This is a genomic window from Agromyces sp. CCNWLW203 (genome assembly GCF_036576125.1).
In the GTDB taxonomy this organism is placed as follows: domain Bacteria; phylum Actinomycetota; class Actinomycetes; order Actinomycetales; family Microbacteriaceae; genus Agromyces.
Map to the genome: position 1 here is coordinate 65,423 of NZ_JAZHYX010000004.1, position 15,149 is coordinate 80,571.

The 15,149-nt window shown below is 70.8% G+C and carries 15 protein-coding genes; 3 read left to right on the top strand and 12 right to left on the bottom strand.

Features of this window, described 5'->3' with window-relative positions; translation table 11 throughout:
• From VPH61_RS10625 to VPH61_RS10660, 8 genes are all read right to left on the bottom strand, one after another.
• Positions 1-603, bottom strand: coding sequence for a histidine phosphatase family protein (locus VPH61_RS10625; protein WP_332063468.1), 603 nt, complete (start codon positions 601-603; stop codon positions 1-3).
• A 38-nt stretch (positions 604-641) separates the two neighbouring features.
• The gene (locus VPH61_RS10630; RefSeq protein WP_332063469.1) at positions 642-2,027 is read right to left on the bottom strand and encodes a M16 family metallopeptidase; all 1,386 of its coding nucleotides are present in this window, start codon (positions 2,025-2,027) and stop codon (positions 642-644) included.
• 84 nt (positions 2,028-2,111) lie between these two features.
• On the bottom strand, positions 2,112-3,221 hold the full coding sequence (locus VPH61_RS10635) for an aldo/keto reductase (protein WP_332063470.1): 1,110 nt from the start codon (positions 3,219-3,221) through the stop codon (positions 2,112-2,114).
• Positions 3,222-3,323: 102 nt separating this feature from the next.
• Positions 3,324-4,139 (bottom strand): HpcH/HpaI aldolase/citrate lyase family protein, encoded by an 816-nt coding sequence (locus tag VPH61_RS10640; protein WP_332063471.1) that lies wholly within the window; start codon positions 4,137-4,139, stop codon positions 3,324-3,326.
• Positions 4,136-4,699: a MaoC family dehydratase gene (locus tag VPH61_RS10645; protein ID WP_332063472.1), complete on the bottom strand. Its 564-nt coding sequence runs from the start codon at positions 4,697-4,699 to the stop codon at positions 4,136-4,138. The genes VPH61_RS10640 and VPH61_RS10645 overlap by 4 nt, the downstream gene beginning before the upstream one ends.
• An 11-nt stretch (positions 4,700-4,710) precedes the next feature.
• Positions 4,711-5,889: an acyl-CoA dehydrogenase family protein gene (locus tag VPH61_RS10650; protein ID WP_332063473.1), complete on the bottom strand. Its 1,179-nt coding sequence runs from the start codon at positions 5,887-5,889 to the stop codon at positions 4,711-4,713.
• Positions 5,886-7,904, bottom strand: coding sequence for an acetyl/propionyl/methylcrotonyl-CoA carboxylase subunit alpha (locus VPH61_RS10655; RefSeq protein ID WP_332063474.1), 2,019 nt, complete (start codon positions 7,902-7,904; stop codon positions 5,886-5,888). Before VPH61_RS10655 ends, VPH61_RS10650 begins: the two co-directional genes overlap by 4 nt.
• A gap of 130 nt (positions 7,905-8,034) precedes the next feature.
• Positions 8,035-8,676 (bottom strand): TetR/AcrR family transcriptional regulator, encoded by a 642-nt coding sequence (locus tag VPH61_RS10660; RefSeq protein WP_332063475.1) that lies wholly within the window; start codon positions 8,674-8,676, stop codon positions 8,035-8,037.
• A gap of 104 nt (positions 8,677-8,780) precedes the next feature.
• Here VPH61_RS10660 and VPH61_RS10665 point away from each other — a divergent pair, with 104 nt between their 5' ends.
• Complete coding sequence (locus VPH61_RS10665) at positions 8,781-9,503, top strand: MBL fold metallo-hydrolase (protein WP_332063476.1); 723 nt, start codon at positions 8,781-8,783, stop codon at positions 9,501-9,503.
• Between the two features lie 92 nt (positions 9,504-9,595).
• Here VPH61_RS10665 and VPH61_RS10670 read toward each other — a convergent pair whose 3' ends face one another.
• Complete coding sequence (locus VPH61_RS10670; RefSeq protein ID WP_332063477.1) at positions 9,596-11,203, bottom strand: carboxyl transferase domain-containing protein; 1,608 nt, start codon at positions 11,201-11,203, stop codon at positions 9,596-9,598.
• Positions 11,204-11,307: 104 nt separating this feature from the next.
• On the opposite strand from VPH61_RS10670, the gene VPH61_RS10675 reads away from it, so the two are divergent.
• Entirely contained in the window at positions 11,308-11,991 is a 684-nt protein-coding gene (locus VPH61_RS10675; RefSeq protein ID WP_332063478.1) for a TetR/AcrR family transcriptional regulator, read from the top strand.
• A complete protein-coding gene (locus tag VPH61_RS10680; protein WP_332063479.1) occupies positions 11,970-12,452 on the top strand; it encodes a GNAT family N-acetyltransferase in 483 nt (160 codons plus the stop codon). The genes VPH61_RS10675 and VPH61_RS10680 overlap by 22 nt, the downstream gene beginning before the upstream one ends.
• Positions 12,453-12,508: 56 nt before the next feature.
• On the opposite strand, the gene VPH61_RS10685 is transcribed toward VPH61_RS10680, so the two are convergent.
• The 3 genes from VPH61_RS10685 to VPH61_RS10695 form a co-directional block, all read right to left on the bottom strand.
• Positions 12,509-13,105, bottom strand: a complete 597-nt coding sequence (locus VPH61_RS10685; protein ID WP_332063480.1) for a hypothetical protein — start codon at positions 13,103-13,105, stop codon at positions 12,509-12,511.
• A 212-nt stretch (positions 13,106-13,317) separates the two neighbouring features.
• On the bottom strand, positions 13,318-13,629 hold the full coding sequence (locus VPH61_RS10690) for a 4a-hydroxytetrahydrobiopterin dehydratase (protein ID WP_332063481.1): 312 nt from the start codon (positions 13,627-13,629) through the stop codon (positions 13,318-13,320).
• Between the two features lie 79 nt (positions 13,630-13,708).
• Entirely contained in the window at positions 13,709-15,148 is a 1,440-nt protein-coding gene (locus VPH61_RS10695) for a dihydrolipoamide acetyltransferase family protein (RefSeq protein WP_332063748.1), read from the bottom strand.
• Position 15,149: the final 1 nt, after the last annotated feature.

Here is a 15,149-nt window from a genome sequence, read left to right on the forward strand (position 1 = left end):
TCAGATCGCGTAGGGCTCCGCGAGGCCCGTGCGAAGCTCGGGCGGCAGGTGCGAGATGTCGTTGTGGGCGACGAGGCTCCACGGCCGGCCGGGCCGCTGGGTGAGCACCGTCAGGGCGCAGTTCGCCTGGTTGATCGAGACCCAACGCCAGGCGGGCGCGCCGAGCACCTCGCGCACGAACCATCCGATCACGAAGTTGTGGGTGATGAGGAGCTCATGCCGGTCTTCGCGGTGCGAGCGGAGGAACTCGGAGGCCGCGTCCTCCATCTGCGCACTGCCGGCCTCGATCTCGGCCTCGGTGACGGAACCGAAGAAGGCGTCGTACGCCTTCGGCGTCTCAGGTGCCGGCCCGGTCGGAACGCAGTCGAACAGCAGCGGCGAGGGCTCGACGCTCAGCGCCGGCATCTTCGCTGCGATGATCTGCGCCGTCTCGGCCGCCCGCTGCAGCGGCGAGTGCCAGGCGTTGTCGAACGGCACTCCGCCGAGGCGCTCCGCGAGGAGCTCGGCCTGACGCCGCCCCCGCGGCGAGAGCGGGCCGTCGGGCAAGCCGTGCTCGGCGTCGAGCTGCTCGCCGTGACGGACGAGGTAGAGGTGATGGGCCACGGTGTATCGGTTCCTCTGATGCGGGGCTGGAGTCGCGATCAGGCGACGTCTGAGTGCGGTGCGACCGCTGCGGGCGCCCCGGTGAACGCCGCCTCGTCGATCGCGCCGACGGCGACGAGCGAGAAGGCGCGCGCGACGAGGTCGCCCGCCAGTCGCTGCACGTCGTCTGCGGTGACGAGGGCGATGCGACGGAGGGCCTCGTCGAGGTCGACGAATTCGCCGAGGGTCAGTTCGGCTCGGCCGAGCCGAGACATCCGGGTGTCGGAGTCCTCGAGCGCGAGGGCCGATGCGCCCGCGAGCTGTCCGGAGGCGCGGCGGAGCTCTTCGGCGGTCACGCCGTGCTCCGCGAGCCGCTCGAGCTCGTCGCGCATGAGCGCGGCGACCGTGCCGGCCTTCGCCGGGGCGCACCCCGCGTACATGCCGAAGAGACCGGCGTCGGAATACCCCGGCGCGAAGGAGTAGACCGAGTAGGCGAGGCCGCGGCGCTCGCGCACCTGCTGGAAGAGCCGTGACGACATGCCCGAGCCGAAGATCGCGTTCAGCATGCTCATGGTCGGGCGCCGCTCGTCGGTTGCGACGAGGCCGGGCACGCCGAGCAACAGGTTGACCTGCTCGTTCGGACGGGCGACGACCGTGACCTCGGGACCGGTCACGAGGGTGGCCGGTGCGACCGAGCGACGTTCGACCGGGCGGCCCGAGGCCGTCGGGTCCCAGCCGGCCTCGGCGAGTGCCCGCTCGAGCTCGGCCAGCAGCAGGTCGTGGTCGACGGCCCCTGCGACCGTGACGACCAGGTCTTGCGGGCGATAGTTCGCCCGGTAGTGCTCCCACACGGCGTCGCGCGTGGCGCTGCGGATGGTCTCGGGGCTGCCGCCGATCGGCCGGCCGAGGGGGTGGGCGCCGAGCACCGCCTCGAAGAAGCGCTCGTTCGCGACGTCACCCGGGTCATCGCCGGCCATCGAGAGCTCTTCGAGGATGACCCCGCGCTCGCTCTCGAACTCGGTCGGGTCGAGCAGCGACGAGGTGAACATGTCGGCGAGCACACCGACCGCCATCGGCAGGTCTCGATCTTGCACCTTGGCGTAATAGCAGGTGTACTCCTTCGCCGTGAGCGCGTTGTGCTCGCCGCCGACGGCGTCGAAGGAGATCGCGATGTCGAGGGCGCTGCGCGTGGCCGTGCCCTTGAACAGCAGATGCTCGAGGAAGTGCGTCGATCCGTACGTCGCGGGGTGCGCGGCATCCGCTCGCTGCTCGTCTCGGGAGCCGACCGCGACCCAGAAGCCGATGGTCGCACTGCGACTGCCGGGCACCTGTTCGCTGAGCACTCGCACCCCCGATGGGAGCACGCTGCGCCGAACTCGCGCGTCGCCTGCGGCGGTGAAGGAGAGCTCGGCCTGGCCGAGTGGGAGGTCGACAGCGCCGTTCATCCCGATCAGCCTATGCCACGCGCGTCGGGCGCGCTCGGGCGGCTCGCGCCCGGGCGCGCCGGGGCACGACGCAGCTTCAGCGCGTCAGGCGGAAGCGCGGTCGAGTTCGACGATCTCCGAACGCTGCAGTTCGACGGATGCCGCGGCCATGAGCGCATCGACGTGGTCGGGCCGGCTCGCACTCACGACCGGCGCGACCACGGTGGGCTTGGCCAGCAGCCACGAGAGCGCGATCGTCGCCGGCTGCACGCCGTGCGCGAAGGCGATCTCGTCGACCGCCGCCAACACGCGGTGGCCGCGACGACCGAGGTAGCGCGCCTGCCGCTCGCCCCTGGCATCGTGACGCACGTCGGCGCGTCGCCGCACCTGCCCGCCGAGGAACCCGCTCGCGAGACCGAAATAGGGCAGCACGGCGAGGCCCTGCGCGTGGGCGACGAGCTCGGGCGCGCCCTCGAACGGGCGACGTTCCATCAGGTTGTACTTCGTCGTCAGCGCCTGGAAGCGCGGCAGCCCGTTGGCGGCGAGCACGCGCGCCTCGATCAGCCGATCGGGCGTGAAGTCCGCGGCGCCGATCGCGCCGACCTTACCGGCGGTGATGAGCGCGTCGACGGCGCCGAGGCTCTCTTCGAGCGGCACCTCGGTGTCGTCGCCGTGGAAGTAGAGCAGGTCGATGCGCTCGACACCGAGGCGCAGCAGCGAGTCGTCGACGGCCGACGAGATCTCGACGGGCGACAGCCCCCGGTGGTCGGGGTGGTGGCCGATCTTCGTCGCGATGGCCATGCGGTCGCGAGTGCCGCGAGAGTCCATCCACTTGCCGATGATCGACTCGCTGCGCCCCGCGGCGTAGCTGTCGGCGGTGTCGACGAGCGAGCCGCCGAGTCCGGCGAAGCGGTCGAGCACGTCGAACGCCTGCTCGGTGCTGAGGGTCCAGCCGAAGGTGCTGGCGCCGAGCGCGAGCGGATGCACCTCGATGCCGGAGTCGCCGATCGGCACCCGCTGCGGCACGATGATCGGGCCCGAGAGCGGGTTCGACGCGATGACGTCGACGTTGAGCGCCGCGAAGAGGTCGGAGGCCGAGTCCGAGGCCGACCCGCCGGGCTGCGTCAGCTCATCGAGCGAGCTCGACTCGTCGATCGTGAGCGCTGCCCCCGCACCGCTCGCCTCGTTCGCCCGATAGGCGTGTCGTCGTGCCACGTTCCCCTCCTCCCCAGGATTGACTCTGAGAATACGTCTCGATCGACGTTCGGAGGGTGTGATCCGCGGAACGGCAGGTGAACCGTTATCGAATCGTTTCGCTCAGGCTCGGGCCCGGCGGAGGAGGGAGCGGGCCTGTCTGAGCACCGGTTCATCGACCATGCCGCCCCGGAAGGCGAACACGCCGCCCTGCTGCTCGGCGGCTTCGAGCACGGCGCGCGCCCACTCCAGCTGCTCGGCATCGGGTCGATACGCCTCGCGCACGACCTCGATCTGACCCGGGTGGATGCACGCCGTCGCCGCGAACCCGACGGCCGCCGCGTCTTCGGCCTCGGCCCGGAGCCCGTCGAGATCGCCGATCTCGAGGTGCACGGCGTCGATTGCGACGACATCGTGCGCCGCCGCCGCGAGGCACACCTGGGACCTGGCGTGCCTCGCGACGTCGCGGTATCGGCCGTCGGGGAACCGGCTCGACGAGCCGCCGAGCGACGCGACGAGGTCTTCGGCACCCCACATGAGCGCCGACACATTCGGCAGCGCGGCGACGTCGCCCGCCGCGAGCACCCCGCGGGCGGTCTCGCAGAGCGCGATGACCTCGAACTCGGCGAGGTCGACGAGATCGGCCGTGCCCTCGCACTTGGCGAGCATGACCGTGCGATACGCCGTCTCGGCGAGGGCCCCGAGGTCGTCCGCGAACTCAGGTGTCGAGGCCGGGTTCACGCGCACGATGACCCGCTCGGGATCGAGCCGCGTTCCGACCAGCGCACGGCGCGCAGCTGCCTTGGCGTCGGCGGCGACGGCGTCTTCGAGGTCGAGGATCACGGCATCAGCACGATCGAGCGCCTTCGCGAAGCGGTCGGGCCGGTCGGCCGGGCAGAAGAGCAGCGCCGGGCCGAAGCGGAAGGTCGGATGCGTCATCCGCTCGCCCCTGCATCGCTGGCGCCGGTCGGCTGGTTGGCGCCGGCGGCCGGCAACCGCTCCCCCGCCTCGCGGAGCCAGACGAGCATGGTGCGCGACGCGGTCGCGACGACGTCTCCGTGCTGGTTGCGAGCGGTGTGCGCGAGCACCACGACACCCTGTCCCGGGCGCGAGGCCGACTCGCGCTTGGACTCGACGACGCTCTCGCCGTAGAGGGTGTCGCCGACGAACACGGGATGCGGGAAGGCGACGGCGCCGAACCCGAGGTTCGCGACGAGCGTGCCCTGCGTGAGCTGGCCGACCGACTGGCCGACGAGCGTCGAGAGGGTGAAGAGGGAGTTCACGAGTCGCTGGCCGAACGGCTGCTCTGCCGACCACGCCGCGTCGAGGTGCAACGGCTGCGGATTCATCGTGAGCGTCGTGAACAGCACGTTGTCGGCCTCGGTGACCGTGCGGCCCGGTCGGTGCAGGTAGCGCACGCCCTCCTCGAACTCCTCGAACCAGAGCCCGCGCTGCATGACGTCGCGGAGCGGCGCCCGTTCTGCCGAAGCATCCGTCATCGTCGTTCCTCCTAGCCGATGCCCAGCTCGCGTGCGATGACCATGAGCTGCACCTCGTTCGTGCCCTCGCCGATCTCGAGGATCTTCGAGTCACGGTAGTGCCTCGCCACGAGGGACTCGTTCATGAATCCCATGCCGCCGAAGATCTGCGTGGCGTCGCGCGAGTTCAGCATGGCTGCGTCACTCGAGACGAGCTTGGCCATCGCCGCCTCCTTCTTGAACGGCATGCCCGCGTCGACCCGCCGGGCGGCGTCGTGCCACGCGAGCCGCGAGGTGTAGACGCGGGCCTGCATCTGGGCGATCGTGAAGGCGATGTACTGGTGCGACGCGATCGGCACGCCGAAGACGTTGCGGGTCTTGGCGTAGGCGAGTGCCTCGTCGAGGCAGCCCTGCGCGACGCCCGTCGCGAGGGCGGCGATCGCGATGCGCCCCTCGTCGAGGGTGCGGAGGAAGTTCGCGAAGCCGCGCCCGCGCTCGCCGAGCAGGTTCGCAGCAGGCACGCGCACGTCCTCGAAGGTCAGCGGATGCGTGTCGGACGCGCGCCACCCCGACTTGTCGTACCCCGGGTCGACGGTGAAGCCGGGCGTACCGTTCGGCACGATGATCGTCGAGAGCTCCTTGGAGACCGAGCCGTCGGGGCGCGTGCGCTCGCCGGTCACCGCGGTGACGGTGACGAATCTCGTGATGGGCGTGCCCGAGTTCGTGATGAACTGCTTCGAGCCGTTGACGACCCACTCGTCGGCGCCCAGCACCGCGGTCGTGCGCGTGGCACCCGCGTCGGAGCCGGCCTCGGACTCGGTGAGGCCGAACCCGGCGAGCGCGCGGCCCGCGACGAGGTCGGGCAGCAGCTCGGCCTTCTGCTCGTCGGTGCCGTGGCGGAACACCGGCATGGCGCCGAGGCCGACGGCCGCCTCGAGGGTGATGGCGATCGACTGGTCGACTCGGGCGAGCGCCTCGATCGCGAGGCAGAGCGCCATGTAGTCGCCGCCCTGGCCGCCGACCTCTTCGGGGAAGGGCAGGCCGAAGAGCCCGAGGTCGCCCATCTGCGCGACGACGTCCATCGAGAGCGTGTGGGTGCGGTCGGCCTCGTACGACTGCGGTGCGACGACGGTGTCGGCGAACTCGCAGACCATGTCGTACAGCTGCTGTTCCTCGGCGCTCAGCTCGGTGCTCACGGTGGTGCTCCTCATTCCTGGTGGGACGGAGTCGGGTACGCCCCTTCGTGGGGCGCGTTCGACGGTTCGGTGACGGGGGTGTCGGATGCCGCGTGCTTCGCGCCGTCCGTCGCGATGACGGTGTCGGATGCCGCGTGCTGCGGTTCCACGCGCGCGACGGGCTGGTCGCGGGAGACCTGCTCCCCCACTGCGACGGCGAGGCGCACGACGCCGGCGACCGATGCCGTGACTCGGTGCTCCATCTTCATGGCCTCGATCGCGACGACCGCGTCGCCCGGCTCGACCACGTCGCCGTCGGCGACCAGCACGGCCGTGACGGTGCCGGGCATCGGAGCACGAAGCTCGGGGTCGGCGAGGCCGCCCCGTTCGATCATGGCGAGCCGGGCATCGAGCGCGGCGCGGCGACCCGGGGCCGGCACCCGCCAGATGCCCGAGCGGGCGTGCAGCCAGACGGCGCCGTCGGCGTCGGTCGCGATGGCACCGGATTCGATGCCACCGGCATGCGCGCTCGAACCGCCGAAGCGCCAGCCCCGTGCCGTCTGCCAGGCATGGGCGCCGGCGGCTCGTGCTGCATCGATCGCCTCGGTGGTGCGGAACCGCGCCGCCGCTGCCAGCACCTCGGGCGGCGCGGCATCCGACTCGGGGTCGGGCATGCGATCGATGAGACCGGTGTCGAGGTCGCCGCGCTGCACGGCGGGTTCGGCGAGGAGCCGTCTGAGGAATCCGAGATTCGTCTCGACGCCGAGCACGACGGTGTCGGCGAGCGCCGCGTCGAGGCGTGCGATCGCGTCGGCGCGGTCGGAGCCGTACGCGATGACCTTCGCGAGCATCGGGTCGTAGTCGGCGGTGATCTCCTGCCCCGAGCGGATGCCGCCGTCGACGCGTACCCCGGCACCACTCGGCTCCCGCCACACGAGCAGTTCGCCGATTGACGGCAGGAAGCCGCGCTCGGGGCTCTCGGCGTAGAGGCGCGCCTCGATGGCGTGGCCGGTGAGGTGGATGTCGGCCTGCCGCAGCGAGAGCGGCTGACCGGCTGCGACGCGAAGCTGCTGCTCGACGAGGTCGACCCCCGTCACGAGCTCGGTGACGGGGTGCTCAACCTGGAGCCGGGTGTTCATCTCGATGAAGAAGAACTCGTCGGGCGCGGCATCCGACACCAGGAACTCGACGGTGCCGGCGCCGCGGTAGTCGACACTGCGGGCGGCGTCGCACGCGGCCTGCCCGATGCGCGCGCGGGTCTCGGCGTCGAGGAGGGGCGAGGGCGCCTCCTCGATGACCTTCTGGTGACGCCGCTGCAGCGAGCACTCGCGCTCACCGAGGTGGATGACCGCGCCGAAGTCGTCGGCGAGCACCTGCACCTCGATGTGGCGGGGGCGCTCGATGAGCCGCTCGAGCAGCAATGTTCCGTCGCCGAACGCGGCAAGCGCGACGCGTCTGGCCGCGGGGATCGCGGCAGCGAGCTCCCGGGCGTCGCGGGCGATCTGCATGCCCTTGCCGCCGCCGCCGGCGCTCGGCTTCACGAGGAGCGGAAAGCCGACCGCTTCGCCTGCTGCGGCGAGCGCGGCGTCGTCGAGCGAGGGATCGGAGACACCGGGCACGGTCGGCACACCGGACGCCTCGACGTGGCGCTTCGCGCGGATCTTGTCGCCCATGACGTCGAGGGCCTCGATGCCGGGGCCGACGAAGACGATGCCCGCGTCGCGGCACGCCTCGGCGAAGCCCGCGTGCTCGGAGAGGAAGCCGTAGCCGGGATGGATCGCCTCGGCGCCCGTGGCACGAGCCGCGGCGATGATGCGCGCGGGGTCGAGGTAGCTCTCGGCGGCGGGCGCCGGACCGATGCGCACCGACTCGTCGGCGAGACGAACATGCGGCGCGTCGGCATCGGCATCGGAGAAGACGGCGATCGAGCGGATACCGAGGCGGCGCAGCGTGCGGATCACCCGCACCGCGATCTCGCCGCGGTTGGCGACGAGCACCCGGTCGAAGGGACGTGTCGACCGTGCCTCATCGACGACGTCGACCGTGCCCATCCGCGCCTCCCTGCGCTCGAGGTGCGCGAACTCAGTTAACGCGCACTAACTGGAGTCGATGTTAGCGGGCATTAACTGAAATCACAAGGGCGAACCGGGTGTGAAGGCGCCACCCACCCGTGCGCGCCACTCAACCGGCTCGCGGCATGAGCGCGGCCGCGAGGCGTTCGACGCCGAACTCGAACGCCCGGTCGACATCGCCGCCGAGGCGGAACGCCCCCGAGAGTTCCATGCTCACGAAGCCCGTGACCCAGGCCGTGAGCGTGCGGGCGGCGTCGAGTGCATGTTCGGGGCCGGCGATGCGGGCGGCGACGGCGAGCAACGGCGCACTGGCCTCGCGCAGCGTCTCGACGTCGAGGCCCGACTCGTCTCCCGATGCGAAGACGAGTCGATACGCTGCCGGCTGCTCGTGCGCGAACCTGCGCACCACGCTGGCGAGGCGGGCGATCTCGGCGATCTCGGCACCCCGAGCATCCGTCGCGGCCGCGGCATCCGTCTCGCCCGGCGCATGCGTCGCATCGCGACCTGCCGTACCGCCAGAGGCCGGATCGCTCTCGACGTCGAGACGCCGCCCGAGCTCGGCGAGCGACGACGCGGCGATCAGGCGCACGAGGTCGCCACGGTTCCGCACCCGCTTGTAGAGCGACGGGGCGCGCACTCCGACGCGGTCGGCGACCGCCTGCATCGTGAGTCCACTGAGCCCCTCGGCCTCGAGGAGGGCTCGCCCGGCCTCGACGATCGCGTCGAGCGAGGTGCGTTCGGGTGTCGGCATCGGCGGAGTCCTTTCGACCATTCGACTCTAGGCTATTGCACTTAGCCATGATAGCTATGTAGCATAGCCATCAACGATCTGCTCACGAACAAGCGAGGCATCTGATGAAGCTCGGCCCCTCCCTCCACCGCATCGGCTCCGACATCGTCGCCGTCTATCTCGTCGACTCCCCCGAGGGCGTCACCGTCATCGACGCGGGGCTCGCGGGGCAATGGAAGGAGCTGACCGCCGAGCTCGCCGCAATGGGCCGCTCGCTCGGCGACATCCGCGGCGTCGTGCTCACGCACGGAGACTCCGATCACATCGGCTTCGCCGAGCGTCTGCGCCGCGAGCACGGCGTGCCGGTCTTCGTGCACGCCGCCGACGCTGCCCGAGCCCGCGGCGAGGAGTCGACGAAGCCCGAGTGGGGCGGCATGAAGCTCGGGGCGACGACGAAGTTCCTCTGGTATGCACTCACCCGAAACGGCCTCCACACGACCCCGGTGACCGAAGTCGTGTCCGTCAGCGACGGCGACGTGCTCGACCTGCCCGGTGCGCCGCACGTGATCAGCATGCCCGGACACTCCCCCGGCAGCATCGCGATCCACGTGCCGTCGGTCGACGCCGTCTTCGTGGGCGACGCGCTCACCACCCGCCACGTGCTGACCGGCGCGACCGGCCCGCAGCCCGCCCCCTTCACCGACGATCCCGCCGAGGCGCTCGCGTCGCTGCGGCGCCTCGAGGGGCTCGGTGCGACGTGGGTGCTACCCGGCCATGGCGCGCCGTGGAACCGCGGCGTCGACGAGGCGATACGGCAGGTCGAGGCTGCAGCCACGCAGCAGTCCTGACCTCGCCGCTCGTACTTCCGAGGGGTCGACCACGGCCCGATCATCCTCGGAATCGCCGATCTCCTCGGAATCGCAGAACCGGGAGGCGCGAGCTACATGCGGAACAGCCCGAAGGCCGGCTCGGGCAGCGGGGTGCGGCTCGCGAGCTCGAGCGCGAGAGCGAGCACCGTGCGCGTGTCCTCCGGAGCGATGATGCCGTCGTCCCACAGCCGCGCGGTCGAGTGGTACGGGCTGCCCTGGTCGTCGTACTGCGCACGGATCGGATCCTTGAACGCCTGCTCCGCGGCATCCGACCAGGTCTCGCCCTTGACCGCGAGCTGGTCGCGCTTGACGGTCGAGAGCACGGATGCCGCCTGCTCGCCGCCCATCACCGAGATGCGGGCGTTCGGCCACATCCAGAGGAACCGGGGCGAGTACGCCCGGCCGCACATCGAGTAGTTGCCGGCCCCGAACGAGCCGCCGATCACGACCGTGAACTTCGGCACCCGGGTCGTCGCGACGGCGGTGACCATCTTCGCGCCGTGCTTGGCGATGCCGCCCGCCTCGGCGTCGCGGCCGACCATGAAGCCCGAGATGTTCTGCAGGAACAGCAGCGGGATGCCGCGCTGGTCGCAGAGCTCGATGAAATGCGCGCCCTTCATCGCCGATTCGGAGAAGAGCACGCCGTTGTTCGCGACGATGCCGACGGGGTGGCCGTCGATGTGCGCGAAGCCCGTCACCAGGGTGTCGCCGTACTCGCGCTTGAACTCCGAGAACTCGCTGCCGTCGACGAGCCTGGCGATGACCTCGCGCACGTCGTAGGGCTGCTGCACGTCGACTGGAACGGCGGCGGCGAGCGTCGACGGGTCGACGGCCGGCGGGCGCGGCTCGCGCACCGCCCATGCCCGAGGTGCCGGCTCGGGCAGCGTCGCGACCATGTCGCGCACGAGTTCGAGGGCGTGCTCGTCGTCTTCGGCGAGGTGGTCGGTGACGCCCGAGACCCGGGAGTGCAGGTCACCGCCGCCGAGCTCTTCGGGGGTGACGACCTCGCCGATCGCGGCCTTCACGAGCGGCGGGCCGCCGAGGAAGATCGTGCCCTGGTCGCGCACGATGACGGTCTCATCGCTCATCGCGGGCACGTAGGCGCCGCCGGCCGTGCAGGAGCCGAGCACGGCCGCGAGCTGCGGGATGCGCATCGACGAGAGCTGGGCCTGGTTGAAGAAGATGCGACCGAAGTGCTCGCGGTCGGGGAACACCTCGTCTTGCAGCGGCAGGAACGCGCCGCCCGAGTCGACGAGGTAGATGCAGGGCAGGCGGTGCTCCTTCGCGACCTCCTGCGCGCGCAGGTGCTTCTTCACCGTCATCGGATAGTAGGTGCCGCCCTTGACGGTCGCGTCGTTGCAGACGACGAGCACGGGGCGCCCGTGCACGAGGCCGATGCCCGTGATGATGCCGGCGCCAGGCGAGTCGCCGCCGTAGAGTCCCTCGGCCGCGAGCGGCGAGAGCTCGAGGAACGGGCTGCCCTCGTCGAGCAGGCGGTCGACCCGGTCGCGCGGCAGCAGCTTGCCACGGGCGACATGACGGTCGCGGGATGCCGCGGGGCCGCCGAGCGCCGCCGCGGCGAGTCGTTCGCGCAGCTCGCCGACGAGCGCGGCGTGCGCCGCGAGGTTGGATCGCGCGGCATCGCCGCTCGGGTCGATGCTCGTCTGCAGGATCGGCATTCGTGCCACCAGTCTTCGTCGACGGCGCGCCCACTTGTGGCCGGCGCAGGATTTCGGTTAGTGTGCACTAACTCGATTCCCGATGTTAGCGAGCATTAACCGAGATGGCAACCACACCGAGCACGGCCGAGATCATCGGCGGCGCGCGCGATGCACGCGCCGATGCACGCGACGACGCGACGACCGCGGGCGGGACGTCGATCTCGACCGAGCGCAGCCGGCAGAAGGCCGATCGCCGTCAGGCGATCCTCACCGCGGCCGCGACCCTCTTCGCGCAGCGGGGCTACGCCGGTGTCACGATCGAAGACCTCGGTGCCGCCGTCGGCGTGAGCGGTCCGGCCGTCTACCGGCATTTCCCGGGCAAGGCCGCCGTGCTCGCGGCGATCCTCCAGGGTGCGAGCCGCACGCTGCTCGACGGCGCTGAGCGGGTGCTCGCTGAGACATCCGACCCGGCCGCGAAGCTCCGCGAACTCATCGCGTTCCACGTCGACTTCGCCCTCGGCGACGCCGACGTGATCCTCGTGCAAGACCGGGAACTCGAGCAGCTCGACCTCGGCGCCCGGCACGAGGTGCGCCTCCTCCAGCGTCAGTACGTCGAGCACTGGGTCGACACCCTCGCCAGACTCCGGCCCGATCGGGCCGAGACGGAGCTCAGGATCCGGGCACACGCCGCCTTCGGTCTCCTGAACTCCACTCCGCACAGCGCCCGCATCCCTGGGCGCAGACCCGCCGACGGCACCATCCGCGGCATCCTGGAGGAAATGACATGGGCGAGCCTCATGTCGTGACCCTGCGCGCGACACGCGTGGGCGATCTCGACGCTCTGTTCCGATTCGAGCAGGATCCAGCCGCCGTGCGCATGGCGGCGTTCACCCCGCCCGACCCGAGCGATCGCGCGATGTTCGACGCCCACTGGCGACGACTCCTCGACGACCCGACGGTCGATGCCCGCACGGTGCGGGCCGACGGCGAGATCACGGGCAGCGTCGTCCGGTGGTTCGACGACGGCGTCGCCGAGATCACGTGCTGGATCGACCCCGCCCACTGGGGCGAGGGCATCGCGACGCGGGCGCTGCACCTGTTCATCGACACCCTGCCGCAGCGACCGCTGCGCGCGCGGGTCGCGAGCGACAACGCCCCGTCGATCGCGATCCTCGAGCGCCTCGGGTTCCGTCAGGTCGACGCCGTCACGAGCTTCGCGAACGCGCGCGAGGCCGAGATCGAGGAGCGCATCTACGCGCTCGACTGAGGCGTGCGCCTCTCGTCCGGCGCGAGCTCGAACCTCTGGCGACCCCAACGGAGAAGCTACCAAGCAAGCGACTCGTCGTACTCGGCGTTCGTGAGCTTCTGAACATCATCGAGCGGGAAGTCCGCGACGAGGCGTTTCCTACGGTTGGGGAGCATCGAGTACTCGATATGCGCAATTGCGCCTTCGAAGTCGAACTGAGACGCCTCACCGCTCCAGTACCTCTGAACGCGTTCGTCGGACGCCGAGGAGAGCAGTCTGAGACGGCCACGGCGAAACTCCACGTGGCCACCCGGTTCGATCGCTGCGAAATGAAGTTTTCGGACGGCTCGTCGCTCGCCGTTCAGAGTGAGGTAGCCCTGCACGTTCAAGGCGGCACCGTCTCCATGATTGGCAATGCGCACAGCGACGTTGTGCAAGTCTTCGCCAGCAACGGGATGCTTGGGGTCCGCAAACGCCACATCGAGCGGAACCCAGATGGGACGAGCCTGGTAGGCACGCTTCTGGACGAGCGCCCAGAGGGCGAACACGGCCGCCCCGACTGCCCCGACTGTGATCAGGATCTGACTGACGACCTCCCATGTCGACGGAGCGGAATCGAGCACGGATGCGATCTCGTCAAGCTTGCAGCTCAGGGGGTAGGTCTCACAATCCATCCCGGCACTCTATCGAGAGCCAGAACCGAAACTGGCGCCGCGAATCACTCGACGCCCAGCCGACGCGTCCAAGTGCGAAGCTGCTCCGCCTCCTGGAGTGGGTTGTTCGCTGGGATGGAAGTGCTCAGGGTCAACCGCCCGTGCACGAGTCCGAGAGTACTCGAGCGGCGGACATGATCGCGAAGCGCGCGGATTCAAGTTCTCGCGATGCCTCAGCCGCCCGCGCGGGCCCCGTGCTTGGCCGCGATGCCCGAGATGCGCGACGCGAGCTCGAGGTCGCGCGAAGTGACCCCGCCGACGTCGTGCGAACTCAACTCGAACCCGACGCGGCCCCACCCGAGCTGCACGTCGGGGTGGTGGTTCAACTCGTCGGCGACGAGGGCCACGGCATCGAGCAGGCGCACGGCGCTCGCGAAGTCCGCGGTCGCGTACGTCGCGACGAGCCGGTCGCCGTCATGGACGAAGGCGGAGCCGGCGAGCTCGTCGGCGGTCTCCCCGGGCGAGAGGATGCTTCGTGCGTTCATGCCACCATCCTCTCGTCGGGGCGCCGATGCCGCCACCGTGTTCAGCCAGTGGGCATCGAGCGCCGAGCCGAGCGCGGCCTCACATCATGGTGAGCGCTCGCCCCGGCTCCCGAAGGATCGCGCCGACGTCGGCGAGGAAGCGAGACCCCTGCGCCCCGTCGACCAGTCGGTGGTCGAACGAGAGGCTCAGCGTCATGACCTCGCGGAGGGCGATCTCGCCGCGGTGCTCCCACGGCTGACGGCGCACGGCGCCCATCGCGAGGATCGCCGCCTCCCCGGGGTTCAGGATCGGCGTGCCCGCGTCGATGCCGAACACGCCGATGTTCGTGATCGAGATCGTGCCGCCCGAAAGGTCGGCGGGGCTCGTGCGCCCGGCTCGGGCGGTCTCCGCGAGCGCGGCGATCGCATCGGCGAGCTCGCCGAGCGACATGCGCTCGGCTCCCTTCACATTGGGAACCACGAGACCGCGCTCCGTCGCCGCGGCGATGCCGAGGTTGACACCGCCGAACCGCACGATCTCCTGCGCCTCCTCGTCCCAGCGCGAGTTGACCTCAGGGGTGCGGCGCGCGGCCAGGCACAGGGCCTTCGCAACGACGGTGAGCGGCGTCACCTTGCGACCCGCGAACTCGCGGTCGTCGCGGAGCGCACGGAGCAGTTCCATCGTGGCCGTCACGTCGACGGTCAGGAACTCGGTGACGTGAGGTGCCGTGAACGCGCTCCGCACCATCGCCGCCGCTGTGTGCTTGCGCACTCCCTTGATCGGGATCCTCGTCTCGGCGGGCGTCTCGGCGCGTGCGGGTGCGGTGAGCGACGACACGTCGTCGGGCACGGGCATCGCGAGAGCGGACGCCGCGCGCTCGACGTCGTCGCGCGTGATCAGGCCGCGCTCGCCGCTGCCCTCGATGGTCTCGAGATCGATGCCGAGGTCACGGGCGAGCTTGCGCACGGGCGGTGTCGAGCGGGGTCGCTCGGTGCGATCCGTCGCCGGCGCGGCCGGTCGAGCGGAGCTCACGGATCCGGTCGGCGCTGCCTGTTGCGCCTCGGCTTGCACCTCGGGAACCGGCGGCACGAGGTCGGCTGCGAGCGCCGTGCGGCGGGCGCGACGCTTCGGGCCGCTCTCAGCGCCGGCCCCGTAGCCAACGAGGTTCGGGCCGGGCGCGGCGTCTGCCGCGGCATCCGACTCGGAGCTCGCTGCCGCCTGCGCAGCCTGCCCGGCCTTCGCGGCGGGTGGGTCCGACGAGGTGGCACCCGCGGTCGGCGCCGAGGCCCCGGCATCCGCTTCGCCCGTGTCGCAGGAGAAGAGCGGCGCGCCGACATCGACCGTCTCGCCCTCGGCCGCGTGCAGCGCGGTGATGACGCCGGCATACGGCGACGGCAGCTCGACGACGGCCTTCGCGGTCTCGACGTCGGCGATGATCTGGTTGAGCTCGACCCGGTCGCCCACGGCGACTCGCCAGGCGACGATCTCGGACTCGGTGAGGCCCTCGCCGAGGTCGGGCAGCGGGAAGTCGCGGATCATG

Excerpts from the sequence above, each read along its gene's own strand:
- VPH61_RS10670 (WP_332063477.1), bottom strand. The coding sequence starts at position 11,203 with ATGCCGATCCTGCAGACGAGCATCGACCCGAGCGGCGATGCCGCGCGA.
- VPH61_RS10660 (WP_332063475.1), bottom strand. The coding sequence starts at position 8,676 with ATGCCGACACCCGAACGCACCTCGCTCGACGCGATCGTCGAGGCCGGG.
- VPH61_RS10690 (WP_332063481.1), bottom strand. The coding sequence starts at position 13,629 with ATGAACGCACGAAGCATCCTCTCGCCCGGGGAGACCGCCGACGAGCTC.
- VPH61_RS10675 (WP_332063478.1), top strand. The coding sequence starts at position 11,308 with ATGGCAACCACACCGAGCACGGCCGAGATCATCGGCGGCGCGCGCGAT.
- VPH61_RS10650 (WP_332063473.1), bottom strand. The coding sequence starts at position 5,889 with ATGAGGAGCACCACCGTGAGCACCGAGCTGAGCGCCGAGGAACAGCAG.
- VPH61_RS10695 (WP_332063748.1), bottom strand. The coding sequence starts at position 15,148 with ATGATCCGCGACTTCCCGCTGCCCGACCTCGGCGAGGGCCTCACCGAG.
- VPH61_RS10630 (WP_332063469.1), bottom strand. The coding sequence starts at position 2,027 with ATGAACGGCGCTGTCGACCTCCCACTCGGCCAGGCCGAGCTCTCCTTC.
- VPH61_RS10655 (WP_332063474.1), bottom strand. The coding sequence starts at position 7,904 with ATGGGCACGGTCGACGTCGTCGATGAGGCACGGTCGACACGTCCCTTC.
- VPH61_RS10685 (WP_332063480.1), bottom strand. The coding sequence starts at position 13,105 with ATGGATTGTGAGACCTACCCCCTGAGCTGCAAGCTTGACGAGATCGCA.
- VPH61_RS10640 (WP_332063471.1), bottom strand. The coding sequence starts at position 4,139 with ATGACGCATCCGACCTTCCGCTTCGGCCCGGCGCTGCTCTTCTGCCCG.
- VPH61_RS10680 (WP_332063479.1), top strand. The coding sequence starts at position 11,970 with ATGGGCGAGCCTCATGTCGTGACCCTGCGCGCGACACGCGTGGGCGAT.
- VPH61_RS10665 (WP_332063476.1), top strand. The coding sequence starts at position 8,781 with ATGAAGCTCGGCCCCTCCCTCCACCGCATCGGCTCCGACATCGTCGCC.
- VPH61_RS10645 (WP_332063472.1), bottom strand. The coding sequence starts at position 4,699 with ATGACGGATGCTTCGGCAGAACGGGCGCCGCTCCGCGACGTCATGCAG.